Source organism: Trinickia sp. NRRL B-1857, assembly GCF_050470685.1.
Lineage (GTDB): Bacteria > Pseudomonadota > Gammaproteobacteria > Burkholderiales > Burkholderiaceae > Trinickia.
The window spans coordinates 161,280-184,548 of sequence record NZ_JBFLUK010000011.1 but is presented as its reverse complement, the minus strand read 5'-3'; the positions used below and the strand labels follow the sequence as shown (position 1 = coordinate 184,548).

Below are 23,269 nucleotides of genomic sequence, written 5' to 3'. Positions count from 1 at the left end.
AAGCGTGCCATTCGGCAGGCGTGGCACCGAAAATCTCGAGAAATTAGGGGAAAGCACTGACGTCAGGGACCCGCTTTCGGCGCAGAATCGCGGTTAACCCGAACATCTTTCGTCACCTAAACGCCTCGTCAGAACATTGATTTCGAAGCGGTTTTTATGTTTTGATCAACACCGTCTGGGGCGTTTGATGAAATCGTGAATTCAACGCCCCTATCGCACGACGAAGGCTTGTTTTCGCAAAATCTCGATGGAGCAGGCGGCATGACCACTCGGAAACCCAGCGCGTATCCGTCCGATGCGGACCTACGGCGGCTCATCCATTTTTCGACGGAAGACGGCCGCATCTGGTTGGCCGGGCAGCGCATGGTGCTTCTTCATACGGCCGCGCTCGCCGCGTTGCGAAAGGAGATGATCGAGAACGTGGGGCCCGCGCAAACGCGTCGATGCTTCACGCGTGCCGGCTTTGCCGCGGGGGAGCGCGATGCGGCGCTCGCGCGCGAGATCCGCGGCAACGCCTCGCTTAGCGACATGTTCGCCGTCGGCCCGCAACTGCATATGCTGGAAGGGGCCGTGCGCGTGACGCCGCTGCGCTTTAGCGCCGATCCCGAAACGGGCGCGTTCGACGGCGAATACGATTGGGAGCACTCGTGGGAAGCCGAGGTCCACAAGCACAACTACGGGCTGCAAGCCGAGCCGGTCTGCTGGATGTTGATCGGCTATGCCTCGGGATACACGAGCGCGTTCATGGGCCGCACCATCTTGTTCAAGGAAACGGCTTGCATGGGCAAGGGCGATGCGCATTGCCGAATCGTCGGCAAACCGCTCGAACAATGGCCCGACGCCGACGAGTTGGCCTCATGGTTCAAGCCGGACTCGCTGCTCAGTACGATCGAACATCTACAGACCGAAGTCGAGACGCTGCGCCAAGAAGTGATGCCCGATGCCGATCGAACCGATTTGATCGGCCGCTCCGAAGCGTTTAGGACCGCTTATGAATTACTGAGAACGGCGGCGCCGACGAAGGTGACCGTCTTGCTTACCGGCGAAACGGGGGTGGGCAAGGAGCGCTTCGCGCGTGCGCTGCATACGTTGAGCCCGCGCGCAAGTGAAGCGTTCGTCGCCGTGAATTGCGCCGCGATTCCACATGCGTTGATCGAGTCGGAATTGTTCGGCGCCGAGAAAGGCGCTTATACGGGATCGCAGGCCCCGCGTGCGGGACGGTTCGAGCGCGCCGACGGCGGAACGCTATTTCTCGATGAAATCGGCGAATTGCCGATGGAGCTGCAAGCGAAGCTGCTGCGTGTCATTCAGGAAGGTGAAGTCGAACGACTGGGCTCGACGCAGGCGCGCAAGGTCGACGTACGCCTGGTCGCCGCCACCAATCAGGATCTGAGCCGGGCCGTCCAGGAAGGACGCTTTCGTGCCGACCTGTTCTATCGAATCAATGTCTACCCCGTAGCGATTCCCGCGCTGCGCGAACGCCGCGACGATATCGAGCCACTGGCCCAAGCGATGCTGGAGCGCTTTGCGCGCATGCACGGCAAACCGCCGCCCACTTTGAGCGATCACGCCCGCGATGCGCTGCGCGGATACGCGTGGCCCGGCAACGTCCGCGAATTGGAGAACTTGATCGAGCGCGCGGTCATTTTGTCGAAGCCCAACCGGCCCGTCGAAGCGCGAGAGCTTTTTCCGGGCATGGGACTGCCCGTCGGCGCCGGTGTCGATCAGCAAGGGCAGATCGCCGAAGGCGGTGCGGCTTCGTTCGACTGCGAAGCGCTGCTGAGTCAATTGCAAAGCAGCGGCGAAGGACTGGAGGGGCTTGAGCGTGCGCTACTGCGCGAGGCCGTGAGCCAAGCAAGCGGAAACTTATCCGCCGCCGCACGCATGCTCGGGCTCACGCGACCGCAACTGAGTTATCGGCTCAGCCGCGATCAAGACAAGGGAGGCGATCCATCATGAAGCACCCAGCTCTCGGTCAGCTTTTCAGCGCCGCGGACCTCGGCGAATACGAGACAGCGCACCCATCGGAGGCCTCCACGATCGCCACCGAAGCGGGTGGTCAAGCACGCACCCTCGGCGAGCAGGCCTATCACGAGTTACGGCAGCACATCATCGACGGTCGATACCCGCCCGGCACCAAGTTGCGCGTGGAGCACCTGAAGGATGTTTATAGCGTCGGAGCGGGCACATTGCGCGAGGCACTGACCCGGCTTGTTAGCGACGCGCTTGTCGTCGCCGAAGGGCAACGCGGCTTCCGCGTCACGCCGATGTCGCTCGCCGACCTCGAAGACATCACGCGTTTGCGCATCCACATTGAGGTGGATGCGCTGCGCGAATCGGTGCGGCGCGGCGACGATGCCTGGGAACAGCGCGTGCGCCGGAGCTTCGAGCTCTTATCCGCCGTCGAGCAACCGGTTTCCATCGAGAATCGAAGCACGTGGGAGGCGTACAACAAGCGATTTCACGAAGCGTTGATCTCGGCGGCTGCGTCGCCGTGGACTTACTTGATCCTGCGGATCTTGTCGCAGCACGGGGAGCGTTATCGGCGCCTGTGCATCGGACTCGAGGATAGCCGGCGCAACGTCCACGAAGAACATGCCTGCATCTTCGAAGCCGCCATGCAACGGGCCGATGCGCGCGCCGCACTGGCGCTCGAGGACCACATCGGCACGACGCTGGCGACAGTTAGAAGAGCGCCGCCGGGGACGTTGCCGTTTGCATGACATGAGCGGCGTTGGGGGTGCGCTCCGCGCGGCATTTAGGCATTACCTTCGCTTGCCGCCATGGCGATTTCGGACTAGACCGTCGGCATCGATCGAACCGAACGCGTCCTGGCGCAACGTAGAGAACAACTGCCACTACTGCATGGCGGGTCACAGCACGCTGGCGAAGATGATCAAGATGGGTGCAGGCGTGATCGCCACGCTGCGCGCCGGCACGCCGCCGCCCGATGCAAAGCTCGAAGCGCTGCATCGCTTCGCAACGTTCGTCGTGCGTGAGCGTGGCTTCGTCCCGGACGCCGAGGTCGACGCGTTTCTCTCCGCCGGTTACCCCCGTCAAAACGTCCTCGAAGTGATTCTGGGCGTCGCGACCAAGGTGATGAGAACTACACCAACCACATCGTACATACCGACCTCGACGGCTTCAAGGTATCGACGCCTGCCCTCGCTAGCCGAGAATAAAGCAGTGGCACACGACTGAAGTCACCCACGCTCTTGCGAAGCCAAGGAGGTTTCAACTATGGTCCCTGCCGGCGGCGTTCCGAGAGCGGCCGTGTAGGCGACACACATGGAAATCAGTTCTTGACGCACGGCCTCGCCTTCCGCCGGACGAAGATTGCGCTCGAAAACGCTCCGCACAGTACCGAAGATCGTCGTCACCAGTGTGAGATTGACGGTCGCCAAATTCTCAACGACGGTTTTAGAGGATGCGAACATCGCAGTAGTCGCGGCATCGACCCGGCGCCCGAATGCTTCGATCAGAGGACCGTTGTCGATCTCGGCAACGGATTGATAAAGGGCTCGCGTTACGTCGGCACGCTCGGTTTTTGCTTTCCAGTAAGTGTCCACGAGCGCTTGGATCATCGTTTCAATTGGTCCGCCGTGTTGTGCGAGACAGGCGCATTCGATGCGCTCGGCCAGCGCCTCCAGGTACCGCTCGTTCAACGCATAGAACAATGCCTGCTTGTTCGGGAAGTATTGATACAAAGTGCCGACGGACACACCCGCGCGCTCGGCGACCCGCGTTGTCGTTAGGCGACGTGGTCCAAAGACCAGCAAAACCTGAATAGTCGCTTCAAAAACTGCATCCACAGTCACCGCCGCACGCGCCTGACGCGGCTTCCTACGAGGGGTTAGGCGAGACGTTGTGCGAGAGGCCATAAGCGAATAGAAAAACTGAAGATTACTTCATAAGATGACTGCTTGCAGACAACTCGGAAGGGTTCACTAATGAGCAGCACCAATCGGATCGCACTGGTCACAGGCGCCAACAAAGGCATTGGGTTGGAGATTGCACGACAACTTGCTCAAGCTGGCGTTCATGTTGTTCTCGGCGTTCGCAATGCGCAGCGCGCGGGTGTCGCCGTCGATGACTTGTCTTCGCAGGGGCTTAGTGTGGAAGCAGTGCCGCTCAACATCGACGACAAGGCGAGCATCGCTGCCGCAGCCGACAGCATTCTGACAAAACACGGCAAGCTGGACATCCTCGTCAACAATGCCGGCATCGTCGACGCAGCCGACGGGCCGCCCAGCACGGCGTCGCCCGACGCTGCGAAGCGGATACTAGAGACGAACTTCATTGGCACCTTGGCGGTCACGCAAGCAATGCTGCCCCTGCTGCACAAATCGTCCGCCGCGCGGATTGTGAATCTGTCGAGCTCGCTCGGCTCGTTGACGCTGAACGGCGATCCTGCGTCTCCTTATTATTCTGCGAGGCTGATTGGCTATAACGCATCGAAAGCAGCGGTTAACATGCTCACGGTGCAAATGGCGGAAGAACTTAAGGAAACCGCAATCCTGGTTAATTCCGTAAGTCCGGGCTATGTGAGAACGGACCTTACCGGCCACACGGGCTTCATGACGCCCGAAGAAGGGGCGAAGCTTCCAGTGAAGTACGCCCTGCTTGATGATGATGCCGTTTCCGGCACTTTCGTGGAACCGGGTGGCGTCACCCCATGGTGATCGATAGCTCGGCCCGACGAGCTTAATCTCCCACTGGCAGCTAACTGGCGTACTTGAAAGCTCTTAGCTCCGCCCGTTTGATACCCATCCCCGGTCGTCTCAATGTCTCTTACTGGAAACGACCGGTCCCGAGAATGGCTATGCAACGACTACGTCGAACGGCTGGAACTGGCCGGCTAGCGCCCGACGACAGAGCGAGCCAATCGCATCGGTGGGTCCTCGATGCAAAAGGCATGAGGCGACCGAGGCTGTGTGCAAACGTGCGCAAGCTCAACACCTCTTCTGGTCGATGCTTTGCGCAAAGGGACACCTGAAAAGCTAGCGGTTCCGCGCGAACTTGAGTTCGATAATGGGTTCGGCAGAGGCCAAAAAAGTGCTGACCTGTTCAGTTGCGCTTGGATCGAGTCCAGGATGCTCGCCGTCGAGGTATTCGATCATCTCTTCAGGCGGCCAAGGTCCAAGTGAGGCCATGTAGTCAGCGATCTCATCCTGAATCTGCCGCCATGATTCGTACCGTCGTCGCGACACGAGAATTCGATCACTTCGCGTGTAAATCACATGCAGGTCCACGAGCTTTCCCGGCAATGAATTTGGGCCTTCATTCTCTCATGTGATCGTCTAGATTTTCTTGAGCACTTCGAGGTCGGAGGAACACGGCTGACCGACAATCATCGCAATTGGGGCTTTGGGCTGTGTTTTCGGTACCTGCGCAATGTGAAGGGTTTCGGCTGGAGCCATAAGCGCGTGTACCGGATTTACCGAGAACTGGAACTGAACCTGCGCATCAAGCATCGCAAACGGCTTGTGCGGCAGGCGCCGGAGCCGTTGATCGTACCGGCATCGGTGAATGCGGTATGGTCGATGGACTTCATGCACGGCCAGTTGAAGGACTGGCCGCAGTATCCGGCTGTTAAACGTGATAGACGACTTTAACCGCGAAGCGTTAGGCATCTAGATCGACTTCTCGCTCCCCTCTGTGCGCGTCATCCGGGTCCTGGAGCCGATCATCGGCTGGCGAGGACGGCCGATCGCGATACGGTGCGATAACGGGCCGAAGTACCTGAGCGATGCGGTCACGCAATGGGCTGCAAGGCATGGCATCGCGTTGAACTACATTCAGCATGGCAAGCCGCAGCAGAACTGTGCGCTACGAGTGGCTATCGCAGTACTACTGGGACGATCTTGGGCATGTGCAGCACTTCGCGACCGAACGGAAGTGGCAATACAATCACGAGCGCCCTAACACGGGCCTTGGCGGCGTGACGCGGAAACAACGGCTCATGGCGGCGGCATAGTCTCTACTTCTGACTCGCGTTAAAAGCGGGGGGATTACCTCACCACCCCCGTAAGCTATTCACTTGCGGTACTCAGCCACTGAGCGAATCCTCGCCTTCGAGCCAGTGGCCCGATATCGGGGCCTCTAGACCGGAAGTTGCGGAACGCAGCGCCTGGCTCAACTGAATTACCTCGACTCAGCAAGCATGCGGTCAAACGTTGAGCCGTCTGCACATCGAATGGGTCACCGGCCTCCTCGAACGCCTCGAAGACGTCGGATTCCAATACCTGTGCCCAAAGGTAGCCGTAGTACCCGGCGGCATAGCCGCTTTCCGAGAAAATGTGTCGGAAATTCCACAGGTGCATATTCATGTCCGCCTGCGGGATTGCGCCCAATGCGGCGAGCTGCTCAGTCTCGAATGCCTCGATATCGATGGATCGTACGTCCTCGACGCTATGCAGTGCGATATCGATCAGCGCAGGCGCCAAATAACGTACGAGCTCGAATCCCTCATTGAATATGCGCGAAGCCGAGATCTGAGCAAGAACTTCGGGCGGCAGCGGCTCCCCCGTTTCGACATGCCTCGCATGACGCGCTAGTACTTCCGGCTGCCAGATCCAGTTCTCGAATAAGTGCGACGGTAACTCGACAAAGTCACGGGCAACACGCGTGCCGGATTGCTGGTAGAACCGTACGTCCGAGAGCAGACTGTGCAGCGCATGTCCGAATTCGTGGAACACGGTTGTTGCCTGATCGATATCGAGTAGCGCCCGACCGGCATGGTCCCGAACAGCCGATACGCTATTGATTGCAATCGGTAACGTTGGTGTGTCGCCCCCGCTTTGCAATCGGAATTCCGATTCCCACGCGCCCGGCTGTTTACGTTCTCGGGCGAAATAGTCACCGACGAAATAGCCACTCGTGCAGCCATCGCGACGGATCTCCCAGACCCGAGCATCGGAGTGATGCAAGGGGATATCGTGTCTTTCATGAAACGACAATCCGAAAAGCCGATTTGCGCAGTCGAATGCGGCGCCAATCAGGGCTTCAAGCTCGAGGTACTGACTAACCGATGCCATATCCAGATTGAAACGCCTGTCGCGAAGCTTGGCGGACAAATAGCGCCAGTCCCACGGCTCAATATCAGTCGGCTCCCCTAGTTCAGCCGCCAACGTTCGGAGTTCAGCGAGTTCGCTGCCGCACAGCGCCTTCGCAGGAGCCCAGACCTTGTTCAGCAATGAAAGCGCGTTCTCGGGCGAGCCGGCCATCCTATCTTCGAGCACATAAGCGGCGTAGCTCTTATACCCGAGCAAGTGGGCCAATTCCTGGCGCAGCTGGACCATTTCGCTGGCAATTTCTCGATTGTCAAACGCACCGTCGCGGGCGCGACCAATCCAGGCTCGCCACAAAGTTTCTCTTAAATCTCGCCGGGAAGAATAGGTCAAGAACGAAGTAGCGCTCGCATGAATCAATGTAAAAACGTAGCTGGCCGATACTGCGTCCGCAGTTTCCCGACGTGCCGTGCTCCGGACAAATTCAGGAAGACCAATCAACTCGGATTCATCTGTGAGGATGAGTTTGAACGCATCTGTAGCCGACATCAGGTTACGCTGAAACAGGACGCCCAGTTCGGCAAGTTGCTCCTTGATGACAACCAGTCGCGTTCCATCCGCTTCGCTCAATGCAATGCCGGCGCGGAGGTAGTTCCGTTGCAACTGTTCGAGCAGGCGCATTTCATCGTCGGCAAGACCTAGGGCATGTCTCTCCCGGTATAGCTCGTCGAGGCGCCGGAAGAAGCCCTTATGGCGAAGGACCTCAACGCGATGCCGGGCGAGCCTGGCCGACGCCGTCGCTTCGACGGCCCGTAGCTCGTCGGTCGAGACCGTCAAACCTAATATTTCCAACAGCGCTTCGACGCGATCGATATGGCCAGATGCGTGATCGAATGGGAGAACCGTGTTTGCGAATGTAGGTGCGTCTGCACATGCCGCAATTACGTCAAGGCGAGCGAGTTGCTCCGCCGCAAGATGTTCAATTGCAGGATTTAGATGCTCGGGTCTTATGCTATGAAAAAGTGGGAATTGACTTGCCTCGTTCCAATCTTTGAGCAGCGGATTTTGTTTCATAGCAAATTAGGGGATGCTGACCTGACTGAACATATTACGCCAATTTACTCATAGGCGCGCTCTCAGAAGAAAGGCTTCAGACCGGTACGTATAAAAACTTCCCAATCACTCTATAGAGTCGAGCGTCCCCTTTCGGCAAAAGATCGCAATTTTTGTTCCTAGCCGCGTGCGGCCTGATACGTTCAGGAAAATGGCAGCTAAGTTTCCAGGTCGGCCTTGCGCAACCTAATCCATTCGTCTGCCACCTCCCCCATGTTCTTTGGTACCCCGCTTCTAATCCAAGCCATAAAGGATCGATCGAACCTGAATGCCTCACCACACTCATTCCTCAGAAACCGACGAACGCTCTGGGTATTTTTGTAATTTTCGTCAATTTTCGTGGCCCGGTTAATCGGGCCTCGGTGCCAATCAAATGTCATGGAGGCTCCTTTCTTAGGAGTTGCTGTGGAAGAGCGTAGCTATTGTTACAGATCTACCCCGCAGCGCCGAGTGGCCGAAGTTGGCCGGACACGGAAGTCCGCCGTGTGCCGGTGATCGCTGCCGCTCCCTCGACGGGAGAGCTTCTGTCATCGACCCATATTCGTCAATGCCCTCTTGGCGATGAATGACCGTTATCCGCAGTAAAGCTTCCGGTCATGCATGACCGGAAGTGCGGGGCGAATGCCGAGAGGACGTCCAGAAGGAAAGCCCCAGGGTCGGCCTGCATGTCTTGAAAGCGCATAGTCGTCTATCACCGCTATCAATACAGTTTATCTGTACAGTTTTTCTGTTCTTGTGGTATGGTGGGTGCATGGTCAAGTCATCACTCACATCCGAAGCGCCATCAGCCGCCTCCCTGGCCGGTGAACTGCGCATTTCCCTAGGCAAATTGATCCGCCGGCTGCGGGAGCAGGCGCATCCGGGCGACTTCACATCCGCTCAGAAGTCGGTGCTACTCCGCCTGGATCGCGACGGGCCCGCAACCGTCTCCGCCCTCGCGCGGGCGGAAAGTGTGCGCCCGCAGTCCATGCGCATCACGGTGGCCGGTCTGGAGGCGATGGGCGCCATAAACGGCAAACCCGACCCGACCGATGGCCGGCAAACCCTCATCGATTTAACGCCTGGCTTCAGGAAAACCCTCAAGGAGAGTCGGGCCGCCAAAGAGGACTGGCTGGTCCGTGCCCTACAGGCACAACTGTCCCCCAAGGAACAAAGCGAACTCGCGGCTGCGGTGAAACTACTACAGCGCCTCGCGGACTTCTGAGCTATTCCCAGCCCGTTTCAGGAATTAACATGGCCCTCACCAGGCTTGATCCGAACACCGCCCTTATCATCGTTGACCTGCAAAAAGGCATCGTCGATTCGCCCTTCATCCATCCCATCGAGGGAATCGTAGATCGCGCGCGTGCACTAATCGATGCGTTCCGTGAGCACGGTTTGCCGGTCGTGCTGGTCAACGTCGCTGGCGTAGCACCGGGCCGCACCGAGCGGCCACGTCGCAGCGAATCGTTCCCCGCTGGATGGACAGACTTCATCCCCGAACTCGATCGGAGGTCCGGTGACATCGTCGTAACGAAGCGAACCTGGGGCGCATTCGCCAGCACCGACCTCAAAGACCGGCTGAAAGCACTGGGCGTCACCCAGGTCGTTGTCACCGGCGTCGCCACAGGGACCGGCGTCGAGGCGACAGCCCGTCAGGCATACGAGCAGGGATTCAATGTGACCCTGGCCCTCGACGCCATGACGGACATGCGTCCCGAGGCGCACGACTACAGCATTAAGAACGTTTTCCCGAGGCTGGGTGAAACGGGTACGGCTCAAGACATCATCGATCTGCTGGCAACGAGGAGCGCCTGAAAATGGAATGGCTTCATCTCGTCTCCTACTTCTTCGGCGGCGCCTTTCTCACGAACGCTGTGCCGCACTTTGTCGCCGGCGTGAAGGGAGAACGGTTCCAGAGTCCGTTCGCAAAACCGCCGGGGCAAGGGCTATCCTCATCGACCGTGAATGTGCTCTGGGGGTTTCTCAATCTGATCGTCGGCTACGCGCTCATCTGTCACATCGGTGATTTCGACCTGAGGAGCACGAGCGATGCCGTCGCATTCGGGCTCGGCATCCTGGCCATTGGGCTGCTTTCCGCGCGGCTATTTGGCCGCTTCCACGGCGGCAATACGCCGGAACATTCGTGAGTGCAGCAGCAACGGGCATCTTCCGTTCGCTGAAGAACTTCAATTACCGCATCTGGGCGGTTGGTGCGCTGGTCTCCAACGTGGGAACGTGGATGCAACGCACGGCCCAGGACTGGCTGGTGCTGACCCAGCTCACGCATCACAATGCGTCGGCCGTGGGCACCGTCATGGCGCTCCAGTTCGGGCCACAGCTTCTGTTGCTCCCCTGGACCGGCTTCGCGGCCGATCACTACAACCAGCGCAAGCTCCTGATGGCGACCCAGGCGGCGATGGGTGTGCTTGCGTTAGCGCTGGGAATTATCACCGTCATCGGCGTCGTCCAGCTGTGGCACGTCTACGTATTTGCCTTTCTGTCCGGCTGCGCCTCGGCCTTTGACGCCCCCGTGCGCCAGACCTTTGTGGCAGAACTGGTCGGCGATGCTGATCTACCAAACGCGGTCGCGCTCAACTCGACCTCATTCAACGCAGCGCGAATGATCGGGCCGGCGGCGGCCGGTCTGGTCATCGCTTCGGTCGGCACCGGCTGGGCATTCTTGCTCAACGGCGCCAGCTTCGTCGGGGTGCTGGCCTCCCTGTTTCTGCTCCGCATCTCCGGTCTGCACGCAAACACACGGGCACATCGGACCAAGGGTGGTCTCACTGAGGGATTGCGGTATGTACGGGCCCGACCGGACCTCAAGGCGATCCTGGTCATGCTTTTCCTGATCGGTACGTTCGGACTGAATTTCCCGATCTTCATCTCGACCATGGCCGTCAGCGTCTTCCACGCTGATGCAAGTGGCTACGGCCTCCTGTCGTCGATCATGGCCATCGGTACCGTTTCGGGGGCACTGCTTGCCGCCGGCCGCGATCGGCCACGGTTCATGTCCTTGCTGATCGGTGCCGCGATTTTCGGACTCGGCTGCACGCTGGCCGTCATCGCACCGGGCTACTGGCTGTTCGCCGGCGCGCTGGTCGTCATCGGCGTAGCCGCCTTGACCTTTACCAACGCGACCAACAGCCTGATGCAGCTCTCGACAGAACCTGCCATGCGCGGACGGGTGATGGCACTGCGCGTGGGTATCGCGCTCGGGGGTACGCCGATCGGCGCGCCTATCGTGGGTTGGGTGGCGGATCATCTGGGCCCACGCTGGGCGCTCGGCGTCGGCGCGGCAGCAGGCTTCGCCGCTGCTATCGTGGCCATCTACGTCATAACCCGGCAGATTCATCTGCCTCGGCGGGACGAACTTCCCGAGGGACACAATTCTCGTTGATGTTGAACGACGCGAGCGACACAACGGGCGCTACCGCCCCACTAGCCAAGCCGCCGCCGAGTTAGAGTAGGGGTTTCCCTATTACCTCCGTCCCCCGCGGAGTGAGCAGCGGTCGTTCGCGACGGCAGTCTGAATGACGGTTCCTGGCCGCACACGGAAGTTCGCCCTGCGCCCGGCATCGCGCCGGCGTCAAGGGCACTAATCAACCAGCCTTGCCACATCCACTGACAGATCTTGCGCCCCGAATCGCCGCGCAATCAGCGGCTGGCCGCAACGTCCATTACCGAAACGTCGCAGAGCATTCGCCAATGCCGCTCGAGCGTGCGAGCGGCGTCCCCCTCTACGACCACCAGCCCACTCAAATGAATGTCCCGACTCGAGCTGCCGATCATGATCTGAAACTCTCCCGGCTCAACGATGCGCTCGCCTCGCCCGTTCGTGAAATTGAGCATATCGACCGGCAATAAAACGCGCACGGTACGGCGCGCCCCGGCGGGAACGAACACACGCTGGAATCCTTTCAGTTCTCGCACAGGCCGAACGACCGACGCGACGCGATCCGCCACGTAGACCTGAACTACTTCGGTCCCATCGCGGTCTCCGACGTTTTTAAGCTCGAACGTAAACTCGAATTGTCCATTGCCGATATCGGCCTGCTTATTGACCCATTCGAGCGCCGCGTATTGAAACTGCGTATAGCCGAGGCCGAAGCCGAACGGATAGCGAGAGCCGAAGTGATAGGCCACCGGTGTTCCAGCACTCTTGAGCTTGTGGTTATACACATAGGGCACCGCACCCACGCTCTTCGGAATCGACAACGGCAGCCGCCCACTAAAATTGGCCGCACCGGAAATCAGCGCCACGAGCGCATCGGCACCTCCTTCGCCCGGAGAGAAGGCAAGGATGTGAGCGGCCACCGAATCTTCCAGACCGCCAAGGTTGTAAGGACGCCCGCCTGTCTGCACGACGACGGTCCGCGTGCCGCTCGCCACCACCGCGCTCAATAGCGCCTGCTGTACACCGGGCAAATCGAGGCTATCGGTGTCCGAGCCTTCGCCCACCGTGCCGGATTGAAACAGCCCCGAGAGATCGCCGACGAAAACGAACGCCACGTCGGCGGATCGAGCCGCGCGAACCGCCTCGTCGATTTGCCCGACGTCGCGGCTGATCGGTGTCTGCCGGTCTTCTCCCACCGCACGCGCCATGTCCACGTCGCCCGGATAAACCGGCGTGCCGGCGCGGCGCTCGCGAATGATGTCGCACCCTTTGGCATACACGATACGTTCGCTTCCAAACTTCTCCTCGAATGCCCGCCGAGGGGTCTTAACCGGCGAGCGCGCATCCTCCCCCGCCGTAATCAAATGCACCGGGAAGCTATAGCCCGCGAGTAGCGCCAACGGGTCATCGGCCGTCGGACCAATGACGGCGATGCTCGCATGAGCGTCGGCGCTTAGCGGCAGCATCGCGTCGTTCTTTAACAGGATGATCGACTCGAGCGCGGCGCGACGCGCAACGGCCGCGGCCTGCGCGCCGCTCACGTTCACGCCGTCGGGGTCTGCATAAGGGTGCTCGAATAGCCCGAGCCGGAACTTCGCGGTCAGGACGCGAGAGACCGCCGCATCGATGACGCATATGTCGATGTCGCCACGATCGAGCGCCGTTTCCAAATGCAGCGCGCATTCGTGTCCCGGCAGTTCGACGTCGAGCCCGGCATTGAACGCCAATGCCGCCGCTTTGGCCGCGTCATGGGCAATGCCATGGTGCGAATAGAGCAAATTGACGCCGGCATAGTCGGCCACGACCAATCCGTCGAATCCCCACTTTCGACGCAGTGTGCCCTCGATCAGCACCTGATCGGCGTGGCAAGGAATACCGTCGATGTCGTGGTAAGCGGGCATGACCGCACCGGCGTTCGCCAGCTTCACCGCCATTTCGAAGGGCAACAAGAACACGTCGTTGAATTCTCTCGGCCCGATGTGAACCGGCGCATGATTTCGGCCGCCCTCGCTTGCCGAGTGTCCGGCGAAGTGCTTAAGCGTCGCGAGCAAATCTCGGCGCTCGCCCTGAAGTCCCGAGACGTAACGCGTGGCCATGACGCCGACCAAATACGGATCTTCGCCGAACGTTTCCTCGGTTCTCCCCCAGCGAGGATCGCGTGAGACGTCGAGCACCGGTGCGAGGCCTTGGTGACAGCCGATCGACCTCGCCTGTTCGCCGATGACGCGCCCCACCTCCTCGATCAGATCCGCGTCCCATGTCGCTGCATAGTTGAGCGGCGCGGGAAACAGCGTCGCCCCCTCGATCATGAGCCCGACGAGACACTCCTCGTGCGACATCACGGGAATGCCGAGACGCGTCTGCTCGATCATCCTGCGCTGCAATGCATTGAACGCGCGAACGCCCTCGCGCGCCTCCACCGTGTGCGTGCCGAGCGGCCGCGTGATCTGTCCGAGGCCGTGCTCGAGCAACCGATCGACGGTAATGCCTGTCTCGCGCTGAGCGAAATCGGAGAGGCGCCAAGTGTGGTTGCCGTCCGCCGATAGCTTCAGCCAACCCGCATGTAGTTGGGCGATTTTTTCTTGCAGCGTCATGCGTGCGAGCAAATCGGCCACGCGCTCGGCGATAGGGGCTGTCGCATCGCGATAGCGTGCCGGTTGTTCAGCAATATCGATTGCCATGGATACTCTCGTGTAGGTAAATGGACGGCCGATCAGACGTTGGACGTGACGATTTCAGTGCGCTCGATGCCCGCGAGCCGTGGCAGCGCAAGACCGTTGTCGTCGAAGACATGACATGCATGAGGCGGGGCGAAAAGCGCGACTGGCCGTCCACGCTCGACATCGACGTCGCCGGAGAGCTTGGCGACGACGTGCGCATCGCCTTGCTCTGTGAATGCGGCATGCAAATAGGTGCATTCGCCGAATCGTTCGATGAGCCGGGCTTGCGCGCCGATGATTTGATTATTCGTTCCGCTAACGGCAATCGCGAGATGCTCGGGACGAATGCCGATGGTCGCTTCAGAGCCGGGTTGGATGCTGCGCCCGTCGACCGATGCCGCAAGTGTCTCTCCGCCCGGCAGCCGCAAATGCACGCCGCCCGCATTTGCCTCGACGACCTTGCCTCGCAGGAAATTCATTCGCGGCGACCCGATAAACCCCGCCACGAATCTGTTCTTCGGCCGGTGATAGAGATCGAGCGGGGATCCGACTTGCGCAATGCTGCCGTCGCGTTCCATATCGGCACCGGCGTGCAGCAACACGATCTTGTCGGCGAGCGCCATCGCTTCGGTCTGATCGTGCGTGACGTAGATGGCGCTCGCCTGATGGAATTCGCGGTGCAGCCGAGCGATCTCGGTGCGGGTCTGAACGCGCAGCGCGGCATCGAGGTTCGAGAGCGGTTCGTCGAACAGAAACACGCCGGGCTCGCGCACGATCGCTCGACCGATCGCCACACGTTGCCGCTGTCCGCCGGAAAGCGCCGCCGGCTTGCGTTCCAGAAGATGATCGAGCTGCAAGGAGGCGGCCGCCTGTCGAACCTTCCGATCGATCGCCATGCCGTCCAGTTTTGCTTGGCGCAACGCGAACGCCATGTTTTCGTAGACGCTCATATGCGGATACAACGCATAGTTCTGGAAGACCATTGCGACGTTGCGCTTCGATGGATGAACGTCGTTGACCAGCTTGCCGTCGATTCTGAGCTCGCCCGAGGTGATTGGCTCCAACCCAGCGATCATGCGAAGCAAGGTCGATTTTCCGCAACCGGAGGGGCCCAGAAATACGCAGAACTCATGGGCATCGATTTCTAAATCGACCTGACGAACGACGGCCGAATTGCCCTGATACGCCTTGTAAACGTTCCGTAGACTGATGCTTGCCATGATGTGATCAACCCTTTAGCGAGCCCGCCATCATTCCCTTGATGACGCGCTCTTGCCCGAACGCATAGACCGCAATCAACGGCAACGAGGTGAGCGTGACGACCGCCAGCATCGCGGGAACGTTCGATGAATACTGCCCCTGGAAATCCCATATCGCGAGCGGCAGCGTGCGGTGTCCCGGCGTCGACGTCAGCACGTACGCGAAGATGAACTCATTCCAAAGCGCAACGGCGTTGTAGATAGCTACGGTAGCGAGCCCCGGCGTAGATAGCGGAAAGTAGATGCGCCAGAAGATCTTGAGCGGGCCGCAGCCGTCCAAACAGGCGGCCTCCTCCAACTCTCGCGGGATCTGCCGCATGAACTCCGTCAGGATGAATATCGATATCGGCAGACTGAATGCCACGTACGGTCCGATCAAAGCGAAGGCGGAGTCGTACAAGCCGATATTCCGAATGAGGAGATAAATCGGCACCAACGTGGCGTGGATGGGTACGATCATCGCCGCGACCACGAGCCCGAACAACGTTTTGCCGAACGGAAAGTCGAGCCGCGCGAAGGCATAGGCGGCCATCGAACTCAGAACGACGATCAACAGCACCGAGACACCGACCACGAAGAAGCTGTTGCGTAGGTACGTGAAGAACGGGCCCTGCAAGACCGATTCGTACTGAGAAAAATCGACGCGCTGGGGCAAGGCCCACACCGAACTCGAAAAGGACTCTTCTTGCGACTTCAAGCTGGTGACGATCACGAAGAGGAACGGAAGCGTGGTAACGGCCAGCCAAACTAACGCAAGAAAGTACGACACGCCGCGCTTGCCCAGCGCCGTCTCTCGGATTCTCAAGGCGATCATGATCCGACCTTTTGCGAAAAGCGTTGCGTCGCACGCATGGCGGCGGCGGCAACGAGCGCAACGATCAAGAACATCGCGGATGCGATCGTGCTTCCGTAGCCGAGCTGGAACGAGCTGAATACCTTGTTGTACATGAGGGTCGCCATGAGTTCGGACGCGTGGTCGGGGCCACCGCCTGTCATCACGAACACGAGATCGAAGTACCTGAGCGAGCCTAAAACGGCCAATAGCGTCGCCGTGCGAATCGTGCCTTGCAGATGCGGGAGTTTGATGCGCCAAAAGATCGTGGATTCGGAGGCGCCGTCCAGTCGCGCCGCTTCGCTTAACTCGGCGGGAAACGACGAAAGGCCGGCGAGAAACAGAATCATGTAGAAGGGAATATTCTGCCAACAGATAACGGCGATGGTCGATGCCAGGGAAAAGCGCGGATCGCCTAGCCAATCTTGAGCAAGCGAATCGAGTCCGATCGCACGCAAGCCCACATTCAAAGGGCCGAAATTCGGATCGTAGACGTTCTTGAACAACACGCCGATTGCAACGCTCGACATCAGCAGAGGCAGGAAATAGAGCAGTTTCAATACTCTCGATCCCCTTCCCGCCTTATCCAACATGACGGCAAGTACAAGTGCGATCGGCAATTGGATCAGGACCGAGAACAGCGCCAGCAGCAGGTTGTTGCACAGTGCCTTCCAGAACACCGTGTCATGCGATAGGTGCATCCAATTGGCGAGGCCCACGTAGCGTGCGCCGTTGCCCAATCCGTTCCAATCGAGCAGCGATAACCGAAAGCTGCCGAAGAGCGGATAGAGCAGGAACACGCCGAGCAACAGCATCGAGGGCGCGAGCAGAACGACGATGCTGAACCAATGCGATCCGATTGCGCGCTGCCGATTCGGTACCTTCGATACGTCGGATTCAACCGCCACGGTACTCAAGACCACCTCCGGCTCTCAGTCCATTCAGTCGATCGAAGCTAATCAGTGGGTCCCGCTTTTCGCCGCCTCTTGCATCTGCTGCGCTGCCGCTTCAGGCGTGATCGACAGGCCAAAGAGCGCTTGTGCGAGATCCTTGTGTCGTTCGCCGAGACGCGGCGTCAGTTCTTGGTCGTACCAGAGCTGTACGCTCGGCGCCTGTTCGATCAGCGCCTGCACGCGTTTCATCAACGGATCGGTAAGCGCGACGTTCTTAATGGGCGGAATACGATCGTCGGCCACGCGTCCTTTCATCGCGTCATCGTCGGTCAACGTTTGGATCAACCGGAATGCGGCAGCTTTGTCCTGGCATTGCGACGAGATACTCAGAAAGCTATCGCCGACGGTCCCGACGACATCGCGCGGATCGCCTTTGCCTCCCGGTATGCTCGGAAACGGGAAGAAGTCGAGATTTTGATAGAACGACGGATTTTCTTTCCGAATCGTAGAAGCCTCCCACGTACCCATCAATTCCATCGCCGCGCGACCCGAATACAGCAGTCGGCGCGATCCGCCGATGTCGTAGTCGAGCCCGTTGTACCCCGGAGCGAATGCGCCGGCTTTCACGAGGTCTTGGATGTATTTACCCGCCTCGACGAATACCGGGTCGGCAAAACTGCCGCCTGCGGCTCCGGTCGCGGCGCGTTGGAATACGCCTGGGCCGCCCAGGCGGTCGACGAGGTACATGTAGTACATCGATCCGGTCCACTTGTTCTTGTTCGCCAGCGCGAAGGGGGCGACGCCGTGCGCATTGAACACTTTGACCACGTTCATCAACTCGGGCCAAGTGGTAGGCGGGCTCAGGCGATATTTTTGGAAAAGCGCTTTGTTGTAGAAAACGACCGCGACGGCGATGTTTTCTTCCGGAATGCCATAGATCTTTCCGTCGGTCGTGACCGCCGTCCAGGAGGTCGGAAGAAAACGGTCCGCAAACGCTTGGTTCTGCTTCAGGAAAGGAGTGAGGTCGGCCACTTGCCCGGATTTCACATACTCCCGCAGCCCGCCGCCGCCCCACGTATCGAATACGCACGGCGGCTGTGAAGCGCCGAAGGCGATCTTCAGCTTCGCCTTGTAGGGATCGTTGAGGACATGCGACGACTCGACCTTGGTACCGGAATTGGCCTGCTCGAACCGCGCGACCGCTGCTTGCAGGTTGCTCGGTTCGTTTCCGCCGGTTTGGTGATCCCACTCGACGATCACCTTGTCGGACTGCGCGTGGCCGATGCCGGCCGACAGCGTCCATATCGCCGCGAGGTACGTTGCGGCACGCACGAGTTTGCTTAGTTTGCCTGCAAGCATCCATGTCTCCATCGTTATGTACCGCGGTAACGTTATCGCTAACGTTATTCGATGTTATTTTTCGTCGAATAAGGATGCCATTCGTGTTTACCCGTCGCCCTACCCGGCCAAGGTTTTTGGCTTTCGAGGCCCTTTTTCGCGGCACACTTGAGCCGAATGCATACTTGCCGTCCTTCGGTACAGTCCTGATAAGATGACGTTACCGCTATCGTCGTCCTGGCTTTAATCGCCGACAGATGCTTGCGGAGTCAGTGGACCGAACAGCAGCTCGCAATGAAGAACATGAGCAAACAAGCACCGACCCTTGCGCAGGTCGCGAAAATAGCCGGCGTCTCCCAGATGACCGCCTCGCGCGCGCTCAACGACAAGCCCGGCGTCTCTCAGGAGACGCGTGAGGAAGTATTGAAGATCGCGGCCGACATCGGATATGTCGTCAACCGCAGCGCGCAGAAACTATCCGGCAGCCGCAACGGCATCATCGGCATCATGACGCCCGTACTCGACAATCACTACGTGGGCGAGCTCGTCGTCGGCGTCGGGCGAGCCGCACGTGCGCAAGGATACGAAACGCTCGTCTATACGCTGTTCGACGAGGATCGGCATTCGCACCGGTCGGTCTTGGGATTGATCAAGCAATTTACGGATGGCGTTGTCGCGATCTTGCCGCGCGAATCGACCTACTTCAATGCGCTTGCCGCGGCGGGCGTACCCGTGGTCGCGATCGATCAGCGGTGCAGCCTCGACGGGTTTCCGTCGATTTCGGTCGATAGCTACGGCGGCGCGGTGCGTGCCATCGAGCACTTGGCGCAACTCGGGCACACTCGCATCGGTTTCGTGGCCGGGGACGAATCCATCGAGGGGGTTCGCGATCGGCGGCGAGGATACCTCGATGCACTGGCTCGGCTCGGGCTGCCGAGCGATCCGAGTCTCATCGCCCAAGGCGATCTCTCGCAGATGACGGCCTTTGACGCCGCGAGCACCCTGCTTGCGCTCCCGGAGCCGCCCACCGCGATTTTCGCCGTCAACGATTTGAGCGCTTTCGGGGTGATTGCGGCGGCGCGCGAACACGGCCTCAAAGTGCCTCACGACCTTTCCGTCGTCGGCTTCGACGACATCCCGATGGCATCGCAAGTGCACCCGCCCTTGACGACGATACGTCAACCGTTCGCGCAGATGGGGCGTGCGGCCGTGAACACCCTGCTCTCGCAGATGGACAACGAAGATGCGATCGCGCCGCGGATCGTGCTGCCGACCGAACTCATCGCAAGGCAATCGACGGGGCCAGCCCCGCGTCAGGCCGCCTCGCGCCCTCTAACGGCGCGTCATCGAGCGAGAATGTAGTACTTGCGGGCAACGCCTCGCGCATCGCACTACAATCCGTCGAGGTGCGCCGCCCTCCCCCCCGGCGCCCAAGACGGAGCGACTATGACCGATTCGCATCGCGCTAAGCCTCGAGCCCGCAAAACCACGTATCCCGCCGCGCGGATTCGCGTCGGCATAGGCGGCTGGACTTACGAGCCCTGGCGGGGCCGTTTCTATCCGAACGACCTCACGCAAAAGCGCGAACTCGAATACGCGAGCCGCAAGCTGACCTCGATCGAGATCAACGGCACGTTCTACGGCACGCAACGCGCGACGAGCTTCGAGAAGTGGCACGACGAGACGCCCGAGGATTTCGTTTTTTCGCTGAAGGCGCCGCGTTTCGCTACGAATCGGCGTGTATTGGCCGAGGCGGGGGATTCCGTCGAGCGCTTTTTCTCGAGCGGCGTGCTCGCGCTAAAAGACAAACTGGGGCCGATCAACTGGCAATTCGCGCCGACGAAGCAATTCGACGCCGAAGATTTCGACGCATTCTTACAGTTGCTTCCGAACAAGATCGATGGACGCGCGATCCGTCATGCCGTCGAAGTCAGACACGAAAGCTTCGCGCACCCTGAATTCATATCGCTCGCCCGCGAGTACGAAGTTGCCATCGTCATGGCCGGCGACAGCGATTATCCGCAGATTGCGGACGTCACGGCCCCCTTCGTCTATGCACGCATCATGGGGACGGCCGAAACGGAAACGCTCGGTTACGCCGCACGGGATTTGGACGCCTGGGCGACACGCGCGCAGCAGTGGGCGGCCGGCGCGCAGCCCGACGATTTGCGCAGGGTCGAAGAAACGGCGCCCGAGCCCGCCCCACGCGATGTCTATCTGTATGTGATCAGCGGCTACAAAGCCAGCAACCCGCTAGCGGGGATGGCGCTCATCGAGCGCGTCGCGAACACGTAGGCGATCTTCGGTCGCGTCTCGAACCGGGGCTTAGCGGGGTCAGCCGCCAAACAAAAGAAAAGAAGGCCCCGGCGCCGAGCGAATTCGCCCCGTCAGAAAAGCCGCGGCGTGCCGACCCAAACGAGCGTCGTCTCGACCTTGCCCGTATTGGACCAGCTATGGGGCACCGTAGATTCGTAGTGCGCGCTATCGCCGGCGTAAAGAACGAAAGTCTTGCCTTCCAACGTCAAGGACATCTCGCCCGAGATGACATAGACGAACTCTTCGCCTGCGTGCGTCGTCACTTCGGCCGACGGTTGCCCTGCGGGCAAGCGAACCAAAATGCTTTCAAGTTGACTACCGACCGACGAATTCGTCAGCCGGGCGAAGAGATCCGTCGAATCGGCGAAGCTGAAAAACCGTAGCTGGCCCGCGCGCCGCACCGAGCGCTCCTCGCTCGGCGTATCCACGAAGTACTGGAGCGTGACGCCGAGCGCCGTGGCAATACCGGCGAGGGAGGTCAGCGACGGGGTGGCGAGGCCGCGTTCGACTTGCGACAAAAACGGCTTAGAGATACCCGCTACCGTTGCCGTTTCATCAAGCGTTTTATGCAGCCGATGCCGCAGCGCTCGGATCTTGCTGCCTAAATCCGCAGCTTGGCGGGCGCTTTCGACGTTCAAAACCATAGGAATTGCACTGCTCGCAGTGGTTGGGGAAGACCGCTAGTTGTGTGGCGCTAGGCGCCCGTTGCGTCTTCGCGCAACGTCCTTCCGAAGTAGACAAAGCACTCTATGGTGCCAGAATACGAACGCAATACGCAAAAGGACGAAACCTATGAGGGTTTACCGTAGCTTACAACCGCCGCGCCCTTAATCCAGGAATTCGCCCGCGCGCCGTTTCAATACCGCGCTGAATTCGTCCAGCCAACCGATCGACAAACGCCAGCTCTGCCAATACAAATCGACGTCGAGATGGCGGCCCGGCGCGAGTTCGACGAGCTCGCCGCGCTCGAGCGATGCTTCGAGCATTTGCGTCGGACACATACCCCAGCCGAGTCCCGTCACGCAGGCGCGTAGATAGCCGCCGACATGCGGCAGCCAGTGCTGCGGCGGGTCGATCTCCGCTCGCGTCAGGCGCCGCATGAACCGCGCTTGCAATGCATCCTTCGGGTTGAACACCACGCAGGGCGCTCGGCGCAGCGCCTCGCGGTTGACTCCGTCCCCAAAATATCGCTTAAAAAACGACGGAGAACAGACAGCCAGATAACGCATCCTGCCCAGCCGCACCGAGCGGCACCCCTGCACAGGTTCGGCCTGCGTCGTCACGGCGCCTTGTACGCTGCCGTCGCGGATGCGCTGTGCCGTATGGTCCTGATCGTCGATGACGAGATCCAGCAGCATCCGGCGCTCCGCGCAAAACGCGGCGACGGCATCGACGAACCAGGTACCCACGCTATCGTCGTTGACCGCCACGCGTAGCGTGGGCCACGACTGGCCAAGCAGACTGCCCGCCATCGACGGCATGTCGTCGGCCAGTTGAGCCTCGAGCAACCGCACTCGCTCCGTATGGCGGCACAGCAAGGCGCCCGACGCCGTCGCCACGCACGGCTGCCCGCGCTTGACGAGCACACTACCGACTCGCTCCTCCAGCAGCTTGATGCGCTGAGAGACCGCCGACGACGTCACGTTCAACTCACTAGCCGCCCGGTCGAACGAACCGTGGCGCACAACGGCGGCAAGCGCATCGAGCAAAGCATAGTCGATCATTAGCATTCCTTAATCGCGGTTAGCCGAATTAGCTGTTCTTAGACCCATCCGGCATGCAGACTAACGCCATCCCTTAGCATCGTCTACCCGCCTCATCATGAATTGGATCGCTTACGCACACGGCGCGGCGCTGTGCGCCTCGCTTATCGTCACCATCGGCGCACAAAACGCTTTCGTGCTTCGTCAAGGCATCATGCGCTCGCACGTCGGCAAGATCGTGGTGCTATGCACGGTGTCGGATTTCATCTTGATTGCCGCCGGCGTAGGCGGCGCGGCCGCGCTCGCCACGCGCTACCCGCGCGTCGTGGAATTCGTTTTGTATGGAGGCCTAGCCTACCTCGCATGGTTCGGCCTATCCACGCTGCGGCGTGCATGGCGCCCCGGCCACGCGGCCATGGAAGTGGCCAGTCAGCAAACGCCTTCGAATCCGCCGGCAGCGCAAAGCGGCTGGTCAGTAGTCCTAATGACACTCGCCTTCACCTGGCTCAACCCGCACGTCTATGTCGACGTTCTGCTTCTGATCGGCACTGCGGGCGCACGCGAACCGGAAGGCGCAAGATTGTCGTTCGCCCTGGGCGCAATGACGATCAGCCCGCTCTGGTTCGTCTCGCTCGGCTACGGCGCGCGGCTTTTGGCGCCCTTGTTCCGCAAGGCAACCGCCTGGCGGGTACTGGACGGCGCCATCGGCAGCATGGTGCTGTTCGTCGCGGCGGCGCAACTGCGATGACGCGAATCGTCCACCCTG

The 23,269-nt window shown here is 60.1% G+C and carries 22 protein-coding genes and 1 pseudogene; 12 read left to right on the top strand and 11 right to left on the bottom strand.

Going from position 1 to position 23,269, the window contains the following annotated elements; all coding sequences use genetic code 11:
* Positions 1 to 261 precede the first annotated feature (261 nt).
* From AB1286_RS21930 to AB1286_RS21920, 3 genes are all read left to right on the top strand, one after another.
* Positions 262 to 1,959 (top strand): sigma 54-interacting transcriptional regulator, encoded by a 1,698-nt coding sequence (locus AB1286_RS21930; RefSeq protein ID WP_430365354.1) that lies wholly within the window; start codon positions 262 to 264, stop codon positions 1,957 to 1,959.
* Positions 1,956 to 2,723, top strand: coding sequence for a GntR family transcriptional regulator (locus AB1286_RS21925; RefSeq protein ID WP_430365353.1), 768 nt, complete (start codon positions 1,956 to 1,958; stop codon positions 2,721 to 2,723). Before AB1286_RS21930 ends, AB1286_RS21925 begins: the two co-directional genes overlap by 4 nt.
* Before the next feature lie 142 nt (positions 2,724 to 2,865).
* The gene (locus AB1286_RS21920; RefSeq protein WP_430365352.1) at positions 2,866 to 3,201 is read left to right on the top strand and encodes a carboxymuconolactone decarboxylase family protein; all 336 of its coding nucleotides are present in this window, start codon (positions 2,866 to 2,868) and stop codon (positions 3,199 to 3,201) included.
* 2 nt (positions 3,202 to 3,203) lie between these two features.
* Here AB1286_RS21920 and AB1286_RS21915 read toward each other — a convergent pair whose 3' ends face one another.
* Complete coding sequence (locus tag AB1286_RS21915) at positions 3,204 to 3,812, bottom strand: TetR family transcriptional regulator (RefSeq protein WP_430365351.1); 609 nt, start codon at positions 3,810 to 3,812, stop codon at positions 3,204 to 3,206.
* Between the two features lie 138 nt (positions 3,813 to 3,950).
* Between AB1286_RS21915 and AB1286_RS21910 the strand changes: the two genes are divergently transcribed.
* Positions 3,951 to 4,682, top strand: a complete 732-nt coding sequence (locus AB1286_RS21910) for an SDR family NAD(P)-dependent oxidoreductase (RefSeq protein ID WP_430365350.1) — start codon at positions 3,951 to 3,953, stop codon at positions 4,680 to 4,682.
* Between the two features lie 318 nt (positions 4,683 to 5,000).
* Here the strand turns inward: AB1286_RS21910 and AB1286_RS21905 are convergent, their stop codons facing one another.
* Positions 5,001 to 5,252 carry a hypothetical protein gene (locus AB1286_RS21905; RefSeq protein WP_430365349.1) on the bottom strand — a complete coding sequence of 84 codons (252 nt, stop codon included), beginning with the start codon at positions 5,250 to 5,252 and terminating at the stop codon, positions 5,001 to 5,003.
* Between the two features lie 84 nt (positions 5,253 to 5,336).
* On the opposite strand from AB1286_RS21905, the pseudogene AB1286_RS21900 reads away from it, so the two are divergent.
* A pseudogene (locus AB1286_RS21900) lies at positions 5,337 to 5,977 on the top strand (DDE-type integrase/transposase/recombinase); the annotation flags it as partial.
* Positions 5,978 to 6,032: 55 nt separating this feature from the next.
* On the opposite strand, the gene AB1286_RS21895 reads toward AB1286_RS21900, so the two are convergent.
* Positions 6,033 to 8,084, bottom strand: coding sequence for a M3 family metallopeptidase (locus tag AB1286_RS21895; RefSeq protein ID WP_430365348.1), 2,052 nt, complete (start codon positions 8,082 to 8,084; stop codon positions 6,033 to 6,035).
* Between the two features lie 197 nt (positions 8,085 to 8,281).
* The gene (locus tag AB1286_RS21890; RefSeq protein WP_430365347.1) at positions 8,282 to 8,503 is read right to left on the bottom strand and encodes a DUF6434 domain-containing protein; all 222 of its coding nucleotides are present in this window, start codon (positions 8,501 to 8,503) and stop codon (positions 8,282 to 8,284) included.
* 371 nt (positions 8,504 to 8,874) lie between these two features.
* Between AB1286_RS21890 and AB1286_RS21885 the strand changes: the two genes are divergently transcribed.
* Genes AB1286_RS21885 through AB1286_RS21870 form a run of 4 tightly spaced genes read left to right on the top strand, consistent with a single transcriptional unit; the run spans position 8,875 to position 11,505 of the window.
* Positions 8,875 to 9,327 (top strand): MarR family winged helix-turn-helix transcriptional regulator, encoded by a 453-nt coding sequence (locus tag AB1286_RS21885; RefSeq protein ID WP_430365346.1) that lies wholly within the window; start codon positions 8,875 to 8,877, stop codon positions 9,325 to 9,327.
* A gap of 29 nt (positions 9,328 to 9,356) precedes the next feature.
* Positions 9,357 to 9,920, top strand: a complete 564-nt coding sequence (locus AB1286_RS21880) for an isochorismatase family protein (RefSeq protein WP_430365345.1) — start codon at positions 9,357 to 9,359, stop codon at positions 9,918 to 9,920.
* 2 nt (positions 9,921 to 9,922) lie between these two features.
* A complete protein-coding gene (locus tag AB1286_RS21875) occupies positions 9,923 to 10,252 on the top strand; it encodes a hypothetical protein (RefSeq protein WP_430365344.1) in 330 nt (109 codons plus the stop codon).
* Positions 10,249 to 11,505 carry an MFS transporter gene (locus tag AB1286_RS21870; RefSeq protein WP_430365343.1) on the top strand — a complete coding sequence of 419 codons (1,257 nt, stop codon included), beginning with the start codon at positions 10,249 to 10,251 and terminating at the stop codon, positions 11,503 to 11,505. Before AB1286_RS21875 ends, AB1286_RS21870 begins: the two co-directional genes overlap by 4 nt.
* Before the next feature lie 257 nt (positions 11,506 to 11,762).
* On the opposite strand, the gene AB1286_RS21865 is transcribed toward AB1286_RS21870, so the two are convergent.
* Genes AB1286_RS21865 through AB1286_RS21845 form a run of 5 tightly spaced genes read right to left on the bottom strand, consistent with a single transcriptional unit; the run spans position 11,763 to position 18,505 of the window.
* Entirely contained in the window at positions 11,763 to 14,183 is a 2,421-nt protein-coding gene (locus AB1286_RS21865) for a glycoside hydrolase family 3 N-terminal domain-containing protein (protein ID WP_430365342.1), read from the bottom strand.
* Positions 14,184 to 14,215: 32 nt separating this feature from the next.
* Complete coding sequence (locus AB1286_RS21860) at positions 14,216 to 15,382, bottom strand: ABC transporter ATP-binding protein (RefSeq protein ID WP_430365341.1); 1,167 nt, start codon at positions 15,380 to 15,382, stop codon at positions 14,216 to 14,218.
* 7 nt (positions 15,383 to 15,389) lie between these two features.
* Positions 15,390 to 16,235, bottom strand: a complete 846-nt coding sequence (locus tag AB1286_RS21855; RefSeq protein WP_430365340.1) for a carbohydrate ABC transporter permease — start codon at positions 16,233 to 16,235, stop codon at positions 15,390 to 15,392.
* The gene (locus tag AB1286_RS21850) at positions 16,232 to 17,161 is read right to left on the bottom strand and encodes a carbohydrate ABC transporter permease (protein WP_430367280.1); all 930 of its coding nucleotides are present in this window, start codon (positions 17,159 to 17,161) and stop codon (positions 16,232 to 16,234) included. The genes AB1286_RS21855 and AB1286_RS21850 overlap by 4 nt, the downstream gene beginning before the upstream one ends.
* A gap of 51 nt (positions 17,162 to 17,212) precedes the next feature.
* Positions 17,213 to 18,505: an extracellular solute-binding protein gene (locus tag AB1286_RS21845; protein WP_430365339.1), complete on the bottom strand. Its 1,293-nt coding sequence runs from the start codon at positions 18,503 to 18,505 to the stop codon at positions 17,213 to 17,215.
* Positions 18,506 to 18,787: 282 nt separating this feature from the next.
* On the opposite strand from AB1286_RS21845, the gene AB1286_RS21840 reads away from it, so the two are divergent.
* Positions 18,788 to 19,846, top strand: a complete 1,059-nt coding sequence (locus AB1286_RS21840) for a LacI family DNA-binding transcriptional regulator (RefSeq protein WP_430365338.1) — start codon at positions 18,788 to 18,790, stop codon at positions 19,844 to 19,846.
* 84 nt (positions 19,847 to 19,930) lie between these two features.
* Positions 19,931 to 20,779 carry a DUF72 domain-containing protein gene (locus AB1286_RS21835; RefSeq protein ID WP_430365337.1) on the top strand — a complete coding sequence of 283 codons (849 nt, stop codon included), beginning with the start codon at positions 19,931 to 19,933 and terminating at the stop codon, positions 20,777 to 20,779.
* Between the two features lie 92 nt (positions 20,780 to 20,871).
* On the opposite strand, the gene AB1286_RS21830 is transcribed toward AB1286_RS21835, so the two are convergent.
* Positions 20,872 to 21,444: a helix-turn-helix domain-containing protein gene (locus tag AB1286_RS21830; RefSeq protein ID WP_430365336.1), complete on the bottom strand. Its 573-nt coding sequence runs from the start codon at positions 21,442 to 21,444 to the stop codon at positions 20,872 to 20,874.
* A gap of 183 nt (positions 21,445 to 21,627) precedes the next feature.
* Positions 21,628 to 22,524 (bottom strand): LysR family transcriptional regulator ArgP, encoded by an 897-nt coding sequence (locus AB1286_RS21825; protein WP_430365335.1) that lies wholly within the window; start codon positions 22,522 to 22,524, stop codon positions 21,628 to 21,630.
* A 97-nt stretch (positions 22,525 to 22,621) separates the two neighbouring features.
* Here AB1286_RS21825 and AB1286_RS21820 point away from each other — a divergent pair, with 97 nt between their 5' ends.
* Positions 22,622 to 23,251 carry a LysE/ArgO family amino acid transporter gene (locus tag AB1286_RS21820; protein WP_430365334.1) on the top strand — a complete coding sequence of 210 codons (630 nt, stop codon included), beginning with the start codon at positions 22,622 to 22,624 and terminating at the stop codon, positions 23,249 to 23,251.
* Positions 23,252 to 23,269: the final 18 nt, after the last annotated feature.